This is a genomic window from Neoroseomonas lacus (genome assembly GCF_014644535.1).
Lineage (GTDB): Bacteria > Pseudomonadota > Alphaproteobacteria > Acetobacterales > Acetobacteraceae > Neoroseomonas > Neoroseomonas lacus.
This window is the reverse complement of record NZ_BMKW01000003.1, coordinates 96972-109860: the sequence shown is the minus strand read 5'-3', so window position 1 is coordinate 109860 and position 12889 is coordinate 96972. Positions and strand designations below refer to the sequence as shown.

General features: G+C 70.4%; 12 protein-coding genes and 1 tRNA gene. 3 read left to right on the top strand and 10 right to left on the bottom strand.

Annotation, left to right across the window (positions count from 1 at the left end):
• Position 1 precedes the first annotated feature (1 nt).
• Positions 2-1825, bottom strand: coding sequence for a glutamine--fructose-6-phosphate transaminase (isomerizing) (gene glmS / locus IEY36_RS06975; protein WP_188966232.1), 1824 nt, complete (start codon positions 1823-1825; stop codon positions 2-4).
• Positions 1825-3204, bottom strand: a complete 1380-nt coding sequence (glmU, locus tag IEY36_RS06970; RefSeq protein WP_188966231.1) for a bifunctional UDP-N-acetylglucosamine diphosphorylase/glucosamine-1-phosphate N-acetyltransferase GlmU — start codon at positions 3202-3204, stop codon at positions 1825-1827. Before glmU ends, glmS begins: the two co-directional genes overlap by 1 nt.
• Before the next feature lie 182 nt (positions 3205-3386).
• On the opposite strand from glmU, the gene IEY36_RS06965 reads away from it, so the two are divergent.
• Entirely contained in the window at positions 3387-4028 is a 642-nt protein-coding gene (locus IEY36_RS06965) for an HAD-IA family hydrolase (protein ID WP_188966230.1), read from the top strand.
• Positions 4029-4062: 34 nt separating this feature from the next.
• Here the strand turns inward: IEY36_RS06965 and IEY36_RS06960 are convergent, their stop codons facing one another.
• Positions 4063-4845: a DUF3108 domain-containing protein gene (locus tag IEY36_RS06960; protein WP_188966229.1), complete on the bottom strand. Its 783-nt coding sequence runs from the start codon at positions 4843-4845 to the stop codon at positions 4063-4065.
• 87 nt (positions 4846-4932) lie between these two features.
• Here IEY36_RS06960 and IEY36_RS06955 point away from each other — a divergent pair.
• Both IEY36_RS06955 and IEY36_RS06950 read left to right on the top strand, forming a co-directional pair.
• Positions 4933-5007 (top strand) — tRNA-Val (locus IEY36_RS06955).
• Positions 5008-5492: 485 nt separating this feature from the next.
• Positions 5493-6005, top strand: a complete 513-nt coding sequence (locus tag IEY36_RS06950) for a papain-like cysteine protease family protein (protein WP_188966228.1) — start codon at positions 5493-5495, stop codon at positions 6003-6005.
• 66 nt (positions 6006-6071) lie between these two features.
• Here the strand turns inward: IEY36_RS06950 and IEY36_RS06945 are convergent, their stop codons facing one another.
• From IEY36_RS06945 to IEY36_RS06915, 7 genes are all read right to left on the bottom strand, one after another.
• Positions 6072-7316 (bottom strand): acyl-CoA dehydrogenase family protein, encoded by a 1245-nt coding sequence (locus IEY36_RS06945; RefSeq protein WP_229681192.1) that lies wholly within the window; start codon positions 7314-7316, stop codon positions 6072-6074.
• 79 nt (positions 7317-7395) lie between these two features.
• A complete protein-coding gene (locus IEY36_RS06940; RefSeq protein ID WP_188966227.1) occupies positions 7396-8187 on the bottom strand; it encodes a sulfotransferase family protein in 792 nt (263 codons plus the stop codon).
• 87 nt (positions 8188-8274) lie between these two features.
• The gene (locus IEY36_RS06935) at positions 8275-8883 is read right to left on the bottom strand and encodes an EF-hand domain-containing protein (RefSeq protein WP_188966226.1); all 609 of its coding nucleotides are present in this window, start codon (positions 8881-8883) and stop codon (positions 8275-8277) included.
• A 116-nt stretch (positions 8884-8999) separates the two neighbouring features.
• Positions 9000-10388 carry a M20 family metallopeptidase gene (locus tag IEY36_RS06930; RefSeq protein ID WP_188966225.1) on the bottom strand — a complete coding sequence of 463 codons (1389 nt, stop codon included), beginning with the start codon at positions 10386-10388 and terminating at the stop codon, positions 9000-9002.
• 14 nt (positions 10389-10402) lie between these two features.
• Positions 10403-11371: a D-2-hydroxyacid dehydrogenase gene (locus IEY36_RS06925; protein ID WP_188966224.1), complete on the bottom strand. Its 969-nt coding sequence runs from the start codon at positions 11369-11371 to the stop codon at positions 10403-10405.
• Between the two features lie 78 nt (positions 11372-11449).
• Complete coding sequence (locus IEY36_RS06920; RefSeq protein ID WP_188966223.1) at positions 11450-11791, bottom strand: hypothetical protein; 342 nt, start codon at positions 11789-11791, stop codon at positions 11450-11452.
• A gap of 33 nt (positions 11792-11824) precedes the next feature.
• Positions 11825-12799 (bottom strand): LysR family transcriptional regulator, encoded by a 975-nt coding sequence (locus tag IEY36_RS06915; RefSeq protein WP_188966222.1) that lies wholly within the window; start codon positions 12797-12799, stop codon positions 11825-11827.
• Positions 12800-12889 lie beyond the last annotated feature (90 nt).

Here is a 12889-nt window from a genome sequence, read left to right as displayed (position 1 = left end):
ATCATTCGACCGTGACACTCTTCGCCAGATTGCGCGGCTGGTCCACATCCGTGCCCTTCAGCACCGCGACGTGATAGGCGAGCAGCTGGACCGGAATGGTGTGCAGGATCGGCGCGGCGAAGGCGCCGACGCGCGGCAGCACCACCACCCGTTCGGCGAAGGCGCGCAGCCGCGAGGCGCCGAGGTCGTCGGTGAAGGCCATGATCCGCCCGCCGCGCGCGGCGGCTTCCTGCAGGTTCGACGCGGTCTTCTCGAACATCGGCCCTGACGGGCACAACGAGATCACCGGCACGGCGGAATCGATCAGCGCGATCGGGCCGTGCTTCATCTCGCCCGCCGCATAGCCCTCGGCGTGGATGTAGCTGATCTCCTTGAGCTTCAGCGCGCCTTCCATGGCGATCGGGAATAGCGTGCCGCGGCCGAGGAACAGCACGTCGCGCGCCTTGGCGACCTCGGCAGCCATGGCGCGGATTTCCTCGTCGCGTTCCAGCACCAGCGCGGCATTGGCCGGCAATTCCAGCAGGGCGGCGGTGAGCTTCGCCTCGTCATCGACGCTGATGGTGCCGCGCGCGCGGCCGAAGCCGATCGCCAGGCAGGCGAGCACGGCAAGCTGCGCGGTGAAGGCCTTGGTGGAGGCGACGCCGATCTCGGGGCCGGCGACGGTCAGCACCGCGCCATCGGCCTCGCGCGCCATGCTGCTTTCCGGCACATTCACCACGGCGACAACCTTCTGACCATGCCGCTGCAACAGGTGCAGCGCGGCCATGGTGTCCGCCGTCTCGCCGGATTGGCTGACCAGCAGCGCCGCGCCGCCGGCCGGCAGCGGCGGTTCGCGATAGCGGAATTCGCTGGCCACATCGGCATCGACCGGAATGCGCGCGAGCTGTTCGATCCAGTACCGCCCGACCTGCCCGGCGAGGAAGGCGGAGCCGCAGGCGGTGATGGTCATGCGCGGCACGACAGCCGGGTCGAAAGGCAGCGGCGGCAGCGTTACGCTGCGCGTCATCGGGTCGAGATACTGGGTCAGCGTGTCGCCGAGCACCACCGGGTGCTCGTGCAACTCCTTCTCCATGAAGTGGCGGTAGTTGCCCTTGCCGGTCGCCGCACCGGAGACCGCGGTCAGGCGGATCTCGCGTTCCACCGGCGCGTCATGGATGTCGAAGAACCGGGCGCCAGCATCGTCGACCACCGCCCAGTCGCCCTCATCCAGATAGGCGATGCGCCGCGTCAGCGGGGCGAGCGCGAGCGCGTCGGAGCCGACGAACATCTCGCCCTCGCCATAGCCCACGGCGAGCGGCGCGCCCTGCCGCGCGCAGATCAGCGTGCGCGGATGGCCGGTGAAGATCATCGCCAGAGCATAGGCGCCATGGGCGCGCTTGAGGGCCGCACTCGCCGCCTGTTCGGGGCCGAGCCCCTCGGCCAGGTTCTGGTCGACCAGGCGGGCGAAGGTCTCGGTGTCGGTCTCGGTCTCGAAGACCTGGCCTTTGGCTTCAAGTTCGGCGCGCAGATCGGCGTGGTTCTCGATGATGCCGTTGTGCACGACGGAGACGCGCGGCGTGCCATGCGGATGCGCGTTGCGCTCGGTCGGCGCGCCATGGGTCGCCCAGCGCGTGTGGCCGATGCCGGTGGTGCCGGGCAGCGGCGTGGCGTCGAGCACGCCGGCGAGGTTGGACAGCTTGCCCTCGGCGCGGCGGCGCTCGATGTGGCCATCGACCAGCGTGGCGATGCCGGCGCTGTCATAGCCGCGATATTCGAGGCGCCTCAGCGCCTCCAGGATGCGCGGCGCGGCCGCTTCGCGTCCCACGACGCCGACGATTCCGCACATCAGATCTGCTCCTTTGGTGCCGCGGGCCGATCCGGACTGCCGCGCCCTTGGGCGCCGTGGTCATCGGACCGCGACGCCCCCTTCTTGCCCTTGAAGCCACGCCCGCCGAACACGGTCTGGCGGCCGCGCGCGATCGCCAGCGCATCATCCGGGACGCTGCTGGTGATGACGCTGCCCGCGCCCACCAGCGCGCGCGCGCCCACCGTCACAGGCGCGACCAGCGCGGTGTTGCTGCCGATGAAGGCGTCCGCGCCGATCTCGGTGCGGTGCTTGTGCACGCCGTCGTAATTGCAGGTGATGGTGCCGGCGCCGATATTCGCGCCCGCGCCGATGCTCGCATCGCCGAGATAAGCCAGGTGATTGGCCTTGGCGTCCTCACCCAGCGTCGTCGCCTTCAGCTCGACGAAATTGCCGACATGGGCGCGCGCCTCGACCACCGTGCCGGGCCGCAGCCGGGCATAGGGACCGATGATCGCTTCGCGCTTCACCACGCAGGATTCGAGGTGGCTGAAGGCGCGGATCACCGCGCCGGCCTCGACGCTGACGCCGGGGCCGAAGACGACATGCGGCTCGACCACGACATCGGCACCCAGGCGCGTGTCGTGGCAGAGGAACACTGTCTCGGGCGCGGTCATCGTCACCCCGGCATCGAGAGCGGCGGCGCGCATCGCGGCCTGCAGCTCGGCCTCGGCGATGGCCAGTTCCGCCTTGCTGTTGATGCCGCGCAATTCCGCCTCCGGCGCCTCGACGAAACCCACGCGGCGGCCCTCAGCCCGCGCCAGCGCGACGACGTCGCCCAGGTAGTATTCGCCCTTGGCATTGTCGTTACGCACCGCCGCCAGCCAGCGCGCCAGGTCCTGCGCGCCGGCGCAGACGACGCCGGCATTGCACAGGCCGACGGCGCGCTCCGCCTCATCCGCCTCGGCCCATTCGACGATGCGTTCGACCATGCCGTCGGTGCGGGTGATCACACGGCCATAGCGTGCCGGGTCGGCCGGGCGCATCGCCAGCAGCACCAGGTCGGCCTCGGCGCGGGCGGCGAGCAGCCGGCCCATCGTCGCCTCGGTAATCAGCGGGTTGTCGCCATAGAGCACTGCCACATCGCCGGCATGCCCGCCGAGCAATGGCATGGCCGCCAGCGCCGCATGGGCGGTGCCGAGGCGTTCGCGCTGCACCGCGACCTCGTGCGGGGCGACGGCGGCCTCGAGTTCCGGCATGTCCGGCCCGACGACGACGACGACGCGGCCGAAGCGCGCCTGGGTGGCGGCGAGCAGGTGGCGGATCATCGGCCGCCCGCCCAGCGGGTGCATGACCTTGGGGCGGGGCGACCGCATGCGGGTGCCCATGCCCGCGGCGAGGATGATGGCGGCGGCTGACATGCCTTCCGGTAACGCGCCGTGCCGTGCCGCGTCCAGCGCCATCGCGGTCAAGTTGCTTTGCGGCATGTGTCGGCGAGGCCTTTCTCGGCAACGGCGGCACCAAGGGGCCCCGCGCATTGCCGTTGGATGAAACGCGCCATGCCCCCTTGCGGGGGCGCGCGCAGCCTGCTTACCCGATCGGCATGATGAAGATCGCCGTATTCGACCTCGATGGCACGCTGGTGGACAGCGCGGCCGACATCCATGCCGCGCTCGACCGGCTGATGGCCGGGCTGGGCCTGGCCGGCTTCACCCGCCCCGAAGTGATCGGCATGATCGGCGACGGGGTGCGCGCCCTGGTCACCAAGGCGCTGACCGCCCGCGACCAACCCTTCGACGAGGCGGCGCTGGACGCCTTCACCGCCGACTACACCGCCGAGGCCTCCGCGCAGACCCGGCCCTTCGAGGGCATTCCGGCGGCGCTCGACGCGCTGCGAGCGGCCGGCTGGCGCATGGCGGTCTGCACCAACAAGCCGGAGGCGGCGGCGCGCAAGCTGCTCGACGACCTTGGCTTGGCGGGGCATTTCGCGGCGTTGGGCGGGGGCGATTCCTTCCCGGTCCGCAAGCCCGACCCGCAGCATCTGTTGGCCACCCTGGCCGCCGCCGGTGCGGCCGCCGGGCAGGCGGTGATGATCGGCGACCACCGCAATGACGTGCGGGCGGCGGCCGGCGCCGGCGTGCCCTGCATCTTCGCCGGCTGGGGCTATGGGCCGCTGGCGATGGCGGAGGGCTGCCCGGTCGCCGCCACCCCGCTCGACCTGCCGGGGTTGGTCGCCGCGCTGTAGCGGCTTTCCGTTCGCGCGCGGCCGAGGGGATGCCCTACGGGGCTGGACGGCCGAAGCGCACGAGGTCGAGACGCATCGCGCCGAGGAAGGTCGAGGGGAATTCCACCCGCACCGGCATCGGCGGCATCCCCGGGCCGAGCACGGCGATCCAGGCCTCGGCCTCGCGCGGCCGGCCCACCTCGGCCGGGTCGTCGCCGCGCCGGAAGCCGGCGACCAGGCGACTTTGCAGGGCGCAGCGCAGCGCCTCGCCGGCCACTCCCCCCATCGGTGCCGGGCCGTTGCCCAGCGTGCGCGACGACCATTCGAGCCGCCGCCGGCCATCGAACACCGAGCCGGCAAGGTCGCACCGCCCGGTTGCCGCCGCGGCCAGCGACAGCCGCACCAGCGCCGAGAGACTGTCGATGGTGCCCTCGATCTGGTCGGGCGGCACGGGGATGCGGTCGGGGCCCTCGGGCGGTTCCAGCACGGCGAGGCGCGGCGAGCCGCCGACGTAGTCCAACACGGTGCGGCGCTGGCCGCTGCGCCAATTGCCCTCGGTCATGTAGCGGAAGGGGCGCACCTCGCGCCCGGCCAGGCCGCCCTGCACCTCGGCGCGCTGCTCACTCGGCAGGAACAGCCGCGCGAGTCCCCGCGCGCGGGAGACGCTGGTCAGGCGATAGGAACCCTCGGTCAGCAACAGCGCTAGGTCCACATCCAGCACCGGCAGGCCGGACTGGGAGACCGTGTAGCTGGCCTCGAACGGCGCGGCGCGCGCCGGCGCCGGGCCACCCAACAGGGCAGCGCCGGCCAGTATCGCGACGGCACGGTGCAGCATCATCCACAGGAGATTGGCGCCTGTCGGGGCGGAAGCAAGGGGCAGACGCTTGACACCCCCACCCCCCGCTTCTATGTCCGCCCCCCGGTCGGGCGCGTAGCTCAGCGGTAGAGCATTCGCTTCACACGCGAAGGGTCACAGGTTCAATCCCTGTCGCGCCCACCACTTCTTCTTCTTGATCCCTCAAACGCCGGGCGCCGCACATCCGTGCGGCTTGGCTTCGCGCCATGTGTTGTTGCTTCGGCAGCAGCCGGCGGGTTGGGCGCGGTCGCGCCGTGCGCTCCGGGCGCGGCTGTCCGCCGCGCTGTGGATCCCCGAAACGCCGGGCGCCGCATCTCCTTACGGCTTGGATTCGCGCCGCGTGCTGTTGCTCCGGCGGCCGCGGGCGGGTTGGGCGCAGTGGCGCCGTGCGCTCCGGGCGCGGCTGTCCGCCGCGCTGTGGATCCCCGAAACGCCGGGCGCCGCAGCTCCTTACGGCTTGGATTCGCGCCGCGTGCTGTTGCTCCGGCGGCCGCGGGCGGGCCGGAGGATGGACGGCGTGTCTCCTACGTCACGCCGCCACGTCACCGGTGATGCTATGAAGCATCCCAAGGTCGCTGCCCCACGACGCCCATCGCGCCTTCGGCCGCAGCACCGCCGCAGGAGGCACCATGGCCGGCATCCATCTCGACGTCCCCTTCGTCACCCAGCTCGGCTTCGGGCAGGACAACAGCATCGACGACCCGACCGGCTGCTGGTACGCCAGCGCCTGCATGGTCGGGTATTATTTCGAGGCCGGCCCTCGGATGGGTGACCCCACCTTGTGGACGCCGCAGGGCCACCAGGTGATCGGGGACTCCACGAACCTGCGGAAGAACGAGCATCTGGTCGAGGTCGGCTACCCGCTCGGCAATGCCTGGACGATCGACCAGCTGGCGGATCTGCTGACCAAATACGGCCCGCAACTGATCTCCTGGACCAAGACTCATAACGGCGCGACCTATGGGCACTGCTCCACCCTGATCGGCGTCGATGAAGCGACGCAGGAAGTGATCTTCCACGACCCGGAGAACGCGCCGACCTCACGCCTGCCGATCGCCACCTTCAACAGCCTGTTCATGTGGAACATCCCCGACAGCATGCTGCGCAAGGACGTGACCAGCCACACGCCCAAGACGATCTGATCACGGACGCCGCGGCGGGATGCTACTTGGCGGTGCGGCTCGGCGCCGCACCTCCCCGACCTGCGCTCAGTAGGATTTCGGCAGACCGAGCACCCGTTCGGCGAGGTGGCTCAGGATCAACTCGCGGCTGACCGGCGCGATGCGCGGGATGAAGCTTTCGCGCAGGTAGCGCTCGACATGGTATTCCTGGGCATACCCCATGCCGCCATGTGTCATCACGGCCGTCTCGGCCGCGGTGAAGCCGGCCTCGCCGGCCAGGTATTTCGCGGCATTGGCCTCGGCGCCGCACTCCTTCTGGGCGTCGTACAGCGCGGCCGCCTTCATCGTCATCAGCCAGGCCGCCTCAAGATTCGCCCAGCAGCGCGCCAGCGGATGCTGGATCGCCTGGTTCCTGCCGATCGGGCGGCCGAAGACGACACGCTCCTTCGCGTAGTTCGACGCCCGCGCCAGGGCGGCATGGCCGATGCCCACAGCCTCGGCGGCGATCAGCATGCGTTCGGGGTTCATGCCGTGGAGGATCTGGCGGAAGCCCTGGCCTTCCTCGCCGATGCGGTCTTCCTCGGGGATTTCGAGGCCGTCGAAGAACAGCATGTTCGAATCGACGGCGTGGCGGCCCATCTTCTCGATCAGCCGCACCTCGACCTTGGTCCGGTCGAGCGCGGTGTAGAACAGCGTCAGCCCGTCGGTCTTGCGCTTCACCTGGTCGAGCGGCGTGGTGCGCGCCAGCAGCAGGATGCGGTCGGCCACCTGCGCGGTCGAGATCCAGATCTTCTGGCCGCTCACCACGTAGCGGTCGCGGTGCTTTTCGGCTCGGGTTTTCAGTTCGGTCGTGTTGAGGCCGGCATTGGGTTCGGTGACGCCGAAACAGGCCTTCTCGCGGCCCGCGATGAGCGGCGGCAGGAAGCGCCGCTTCTGCGCCTGCGTGCCGAAGACGACGACCGGGTTCAGGCCAAAGATGTTCATGTGGATCGAGGAGGCGCCGGTCATGCAGGCGCCGGATTCGGCGACCGCGCGCATCATGATGGTCGCTTCCATCATGCCGAGGCCGCCGCCGCCATATTCCTCGGGCATGGCGATGCCGAGCCAACCGCCCTCGGCCATGGCGGCGTGGAAGTCGTGCGGGAAGACGGCGTCACGGTCGCGGGCGAGCCAATAGGCGTCGTCAAACCGCTCGCACAGACGCAGCACCTGGGTGCGGAGTTCTTCCTGATCCTCGGTCAGTGAAAATTGCACCTGGCGCGTCCCTCGCTGCGTTTCCCGGCTGGGAAACTGCGCGGCGGTGCCGGGGTGGTCAATGCCGGGCTGGAGCATGCCGCGTCCGCATGCCTTGACGCCGCCTGCCGCAGGCCTTCGCGGACGAGCGGCTCATTCCGTCCGAACGCGATCCACTCTATCGGCGCATCGCCACATGCGCGCGCGCCAACTGGTAGAGGCTGCGGTCGAGGTTGGTCAGCCGGCTCAGCTCGCGGCGCGCCTCCTCGGTCACCGGCTCATCGGCCACGGGTTCGAGGCTCGCCGAGGTTTCGCTGCGCGTGTTGAGCCGGGCGAGTTCGATCTGCTGCGGCATGCCGAAGGCCAGCGCCACACGGGCATAGACCGACGCCAGGTCATGCGTGAAGCCGACCACGTCGATCGCCAGGAGGGCGCCGGTGGCGCGGTGCATGATCTCGAGCTCCGACATCGGGATGCCCCGCCCGGCCGCTCTATAGACATAACCGCCGCCCTCGACGACGTGCACGATCCCGGCCAGTTGGCGCGCCATGGTGTTCTCGATGAGAAAGCGGATCTCGAGCTCCGGCCGCCGCAGGAAGGTGAGCAGGTCCGGGCATCGCCGGGCGATGTCGGCCGCCGGTATCGGGTGGGATGCGAGATGCTGCGGCGTGTGCCGCTTGAGGAAGTAGTAGTTGGAGATCACCCGCTCGGCCGGATTGCGCAGGACCGTGACGGTGAAGATCGGGCCCGGGATGAGGCGTAGCTGGTCATAGACGAAATGGCCCGAGAAATAGCGGTAGCGGGCGAGGTCGTCGGGCGGCAGCTGATGGAGATCAATGTTCCGCGGGCAGATCTCATCAGGCGCAAAGGCCTTGGCGAAATGGTGGTCGAGCGTGGTTCCGCCGGTCTTGGCCACGTGCAGGAAGACCAGTCGGCGCCCGGCGGCGGGCGGGAGTGCGGCTGTCGTCATCCGCCACGGAATAGCACGCCGGCGCTGCGATGCAGCAGGCAAGGCGACGCCGCCGCGGCAGAGACCGCGGCGGCGCCGGTCATGGCGTCAGCGAGGCTGCGCCGGGGCGGCGGGGGCACCCGGCTGGCCGGGCGCGCCCGGACCGCCGCGGCGGCCGCCGGGGCCCTGCATCATGACCTCGTCGCGCGACAGGGCACTGTCGCTGTTCTGGTCAGCGGCGCGGAAGGCCGCCTGGAACATCGGCGTCAGCTCATCCATCGTGACCTTGCCGTCGAGATTGGCGTCGATGAAGCGGAACATCGTCGCACCGCGCTCCTGCATCCGCGCCGCCACCCGCTCGGGCGGGCCGCGACGGCCTTCGGGGCGCTGCGCGTCCATGTAGGCGCGGAACTCCTCGATGGTGACGCCGCCGTCCTTGTTGGCATCGATCTCGACGAAGCGGGCCTGGACATAGGCCTGGGCTTCGTCACGGGTGACCTTGCCGTCGTTGTTGGTATCGGCACGGGCGAAGGCCTCGCCCATCAGGAAGCCGCCGGCGCCGCCCCGGCCGTGATGCGGGCCAGGCCCGTGCTGCCAGCCGGGACCGCCGCCAGGACCGCCCGGCGGCGGGCCGCCCGGCGCGGGCTGCGCCACGGCAAGGCCGACGCTGCCGGCCAGGAGCATGGCACTCAGTGCCGCAATCGTTGTCTTCCGCATGGTCTCAATCCCTTCTGTCGGCGACCTTACGCCGCTGTGAGGAAACTGGACCCTTCGTGTAACGCCGGCATTGCGGTGATCGCTTGACAGAGTGAGGAATGGTAACCCAACGATGGTCAAGGTGTGCCCGCCTCGCCCAGATCCCACCACATTCCAGCAAAAGCCAGGATGCCTTCGCGCGCCGGTGCGATCAGGTAGTGTTCATCCGGTCCGTGCTGCTTGCAGCCATTGTATGAATGCGGCACCCAGACCAGCGGTACATGCAGATGGTCGACGAAGACATCGCCCGGCAGGCCGCCCGATGAATTCGGGATGATCTGTACCTTCTTGCCCAGCGACTTCGCCATCGAGGCCTGCGCCCAGCGCACCCAGGGGTGGTCGGGGTCGGTGCGGGAGGCCGGCATGCGCAGCCCGGCATTCTCCACCGCGATGTCCTGGAAGCCATGGGCGTCGAGATGCGCCCGTACCGCGGCGCCGAAGGTCGAGGGGTCGCTGTCGACCGTGTAGCGGACCTGCATATGGGCGCGCGCGTCGGGGGCGACGGCGTTGACCGGGTTTTCCGGGCGGCCGGAGATCATCGCCAACACGATCAGGCTGTTCCAGCCGTAGATCTTTTCGGCGCTGGTAAGGCCTGGTTCGCCCCAGCCTTCGTCGATCGTCGCGGCACCGTCGCCGCCACCGACCGGGCAGCCATCGAGCACCGCGCGCACCGAGTTCGACAGGTCCTTCGGCAGGATGCCGCGCACCAGCACCTTGCCGTTGCGGTCCATCATTGTGGTCAGCGCATGGGCGAGAAGGATCGCCGGGTCCCGCGTCAGCCCGCCCCAATGGCCGGAATGGACGCCGCCGGGGCGCAGTTTCAGCACTAGGTCGAAATGGAAGGTGCCGCGGGTGCCGGTGGCGATGGTCGGGATTTCGGGTTCGACGCGGGGGCCGTCACTGGCGATCAGCACGTCGGCGGCGAGTTCCTTGGCATTGGCGGCGATGAACTCGCGCAGGCCGGTGGAGCCGCGCTCCTCGGCCATTTCCAGCACGACCTTGACGTTGAAGCCGAGCTTGCCGCCGCGCTCCGCGATGACGGCTTCAAGGGCGGCGATGTTGAGCGCGTGCTGGCCCTTGTTGTCGGCGGTGCCGCGGCCGTACCAGCGGTCGCCTTCCTCGATGAGCTTCCAGGGTTCGAGACCGGCGCGCCACTGGTCCTCAAGCCCGCGCACGGTGTCGCCGTGGCCGTAGAGCAGCACGGTGGGGCGCGCGGCGTCCTCGATGCGGATGCCGGTCAGGATGGGGCCGAAGCCCTCGCGCGGGTTGGGGCGGACCTGTACGGTGAAGCCGAGCCGTTCCAGCCAGGGGCGGATCGCACCGTTCAGATAGCGGTCGAGGTCGGCCTCGCGGCCTTCCTCCTGCGCGGTGGAGGGGATGGCGACGAGGTCGGAGAGCAGCGACTTGAAGCCGCCATCGTCGAAGAAGGTGGCGGCGCGCGCGAGGGCGCCTTCGCGGGTGGCCATGATGCGGTCCTCCTTCAGACGATCTGGTTGACCAGGGCGGTCTCGCCGCGCTGCAGCCGGCCGACGTTCTCGACCATGAAGTCGAGCACATTGTCCTCGTACATATGCGTCTCGCCGCCCGTGTGGGGCGTGACCAGCACGTTGGGCATGGCCCAGAGCGGGCTGTCGGCCGGTAGTGGTTCATCGGCGGTCACGTCGAGCGCGGCGCCGACGATGCCGCCGGCCTGCAGCGTGGCGATCAGCGCCGGTTCGTCGATGACACGGCCGCGCGCGACGTTGATGATCTGCGCAGTGGGTTTCATCGCCGCGAGGGCGGCGGCGTTCACCAGGCCGCGCGTCTCGTCGGTCAGCGGGCAGGCGAGGATCAGGAAGTCGGCGCGCGGCAGGACGGTGGCGAGGTCGCGGAAGGAATGCACCTCGTCCGCGCCTTCAGCGCCACCGGCGACGTTCTGGCGGACGCCGATGACCTTCATGCCGAAGGCCTTGCACAGCCGCGCGATGCGCCCGCCGATGCGGCCCAGCCCGACGACGACCGCGGTCTTGCCGCCGGCCTCGTCCTCGCGCTTGGCGAAGTCGCCCTGCATGCCGCGCCACACGCGCTTGGCCTGGTTGTCGCGCGCCTCGGGGATGCGGCGCAGCAGGGCCAGCATCAGGGCGATGGCGTGTTCGCTGACGGCATTCGCGTTGATGCCCTGGCCGCTGGCGAGGCGGATGCCGGCCGCCTTGAGCACGTCGCGGTCATACTGGTCGGTGCCGGCGGAGCAGGACTGCACGAATCGCAGCTTCGGGGCGATCTTCGGCAGGTCGTTGCGCCACATGCCGGAGCAGACCAGCACGTCGGCCTGGGCGATGGTGGCGTCGAGTTCCTCGCGCGAGCGGGCCTCGATGAAGCGGATGCCGGTGTTGCGCGGTGCGAAGCGGTCCCCGAAGCGATAGGCGACATGGGCGAAACAGACGGTCAGTTGGTCGCTCGGCGGCAGCATCGCAGGGGTCTCCCGATTTAGGTCGGGGGCGACCCTGGCCGGGCGTTCGCCGGCGCGCAAGAGGCCCGGCAACGCCGGTCAGCGGCGGACGGTGGCGCTCGCGCTGGCGGTGGCGGACCCGCCGCCGCTGCCACCGCCGCCCGCGCCGCCGGCGAAGAGCACAGCGGCGACGGCTGCCGCCGCCATGCCGGCCGCGGCCCAGGCGGTGGGGCCGGAGAGCGTCTCGCCGCTGGGGGCGACCATGACCATGCGCTGCTGCTGCGGGCGCGGCGGCGGCGCCAGGTGGGTGCGCGGCGCCGGTTCGCCGCGCGGGGCGATGACGACGGCGCTGCCGGGCGGCACCACGAGGCTGCGCGTCTGCGCCAGCGCCGGCGAGGCGAGCAGCGGCAGGAGCGCCGTGAGAGCGAATATTCTACTCATGGTAGAAAATCTAGCGCAGCTGTTTCGCCGCATTCAAGCTTTGTGTTCGGCGGGCGACGCAATGGCCATCCCCGCCGCCCCGCCGGATGCCGCGCTCACCTGCCAGTCGCCTTCCGAGGCCCGCGCCGCGACCTCCTCCGCCAGCAGGGCGAGCACCGCTTCCGTGGCCCGCCCCGGCGTGCGGTCGGGCGGCAGGGCGAGCACGACGTGGCGGCGGATCACCGGCCGCAGCAGGGGGGCGACGGTCATGCGGCCTTCCGCTTCCTCGCGCCGGATGGCCGAGCGCGGCAGGATGGCGAAGCCGAGGCCGCATTCCACCAAGTCCTTCAACACGAGGAAGGAGTCCGCCTCATGCCGCAGGTTCAGCGTGACGCGGGCGCGGGCGGCGGCGGCATCGACGATGGCCCGCAGCCCATGGGGCCGGCTGGGCAGCACCAGCGGGTGGCGGGCGGCGGCGGCCAGCGTCACCGGCGCCGTCGGCGACAGCCCGCTGCCGGAGGGGCCGGCGAGCACCAGGCCTTCGACGAACAGGTCGCGCACCGGCAGGTGGTAATCCGTCGCGCGGCCATACAGCAGCGTGGCATCGGTGGCGCCGCGCTGGACCCATTCGATGAGGTGGCCGGTATAGCCTTCAACCACTCTGAGCGAGACGTCCGGGTAACGCTGCGCCACGCGGCGCGACAACGGGCCGGCGAGCACGGCGGCGACCGTCGGCATCATGCCGAGTGCGACCTGGCCGGCGATGCTGCCGGCGAGCGCCCGGACCTCCTGCACCGCCTGTTCGAGTTGGCGCATCGGGCCGACGACGCGGGCGAGCAATTCGCGGCCGGCCTCGGTCAGTGCCATGCCACGGCCGTGGCGGGTGAACAGGGCGAGGCCGGCTTCGGTTTCCAGCAGGCGGACCTGCCGGGACAAGGCGGGCTGGGCGATCCGCAGACGGTCGGCGGCGCGGCTCAGGGAGCCGGCCTCGGCGATTTCGCGGAAGGTGCGCAGCTGGCGAAGGTCCATCCCGGCCACCTATAGCATTCTGCGATGGATGCTATCGGTCATTTCGAATCCCGCGAAGCCTCGCCGCGCTTCATAAACCCGCCATCCGAT

Excerpts from the sequence above, each read along its gene's own strand:
- glmS (WP_188966232.1), bottom strand. The coding sequence starts at position 1,825 with ATGTGCGGAATCGTCGGCGTCGTGGGACGCGAAGCGGCCGCGCCGCGC.
- glmU (WP_188966231.1), bottom strand. The coding sequence starts at position 3,204 with ATGTCAGCCGCCGCCATCATCCTCGCCGCGGGCATGGGCACCCGCATG.
- IEY36_RS06965 (WP_188966230.1), top strand. The coding sequence starts at position 3,387 with ATGATGAAGATCGCCGTATTCGACCTCGATGGCACGCTGGTGGACAGC.
- IEY36_RS06960 (WP_188966229.1), bottom strand. The coding sequence starts at position 4,845 with ATGATGCTGCACCGTGCCGTCGCGATACTGGCCGGCGCTGCCCTGTTG.
- IEY36_RS06950 (WP_188966228.1), top strand. The coding sequence starts at position 5,493 with ATGGCCGGCATCCATCTCGACGTCCCCTTCGTCACCCAGCTCGGCTTC.
- IEY36_RS06945 (WP_229681192.1), bottom strand. The coding sequence starts at position 7,316 with ATGCTCCAGCCCGGCATTGACCACCCCGGCACCGCCGCGCAGTTTCCC.
- IEY36_RS06940 (WP_188966227.1), bottom strand. The coding sequence starts at position 8,187 with ATGACGACAGCCGCACTCCCGCCCGCCGCCGGGCGCCGACTGGTCTTC.
- IEY36_RS06935 (WP_188966226.1), bottom strand. The coding sequence starts at position 8,883 with ATGCGGAAGACAACGATTGCGGCACTGAGTGCCATGCTCCTGGCCGGC.
- IEY36_RS06930 (WP_188966225.1), bottom strand. The coding sequence starts at position 10,388 with ATGGCCACCCGCGAAGGCGCCCTCGCGCGCGCCGCCACCTTCTTCGAC.
- IEY36_RS06925 (WP_188966224.1), bottom strand. The coding sequence starts at position 11,371 with ATGCTGCCGCCGAGCGACCAACTGACCGTCTGTTTCGCCCATGTCGCC.
- IEY36_RS06920 (WP_188966223.1), bottom strand. The coding sequence starts at position 11,791 with ATGAGTAGAATATTCGCTCTCACGGCGCTCCTGCCGCTGCTCGCCTCG.
- IEY36_RS06915 (WP_188966222.1), bottom strand. The coding sequence starts at position 12,799 with ATGGACCTTCGCCAGCTGCGCACCTTCCGCGAAATCGCCGAGGCCGGC.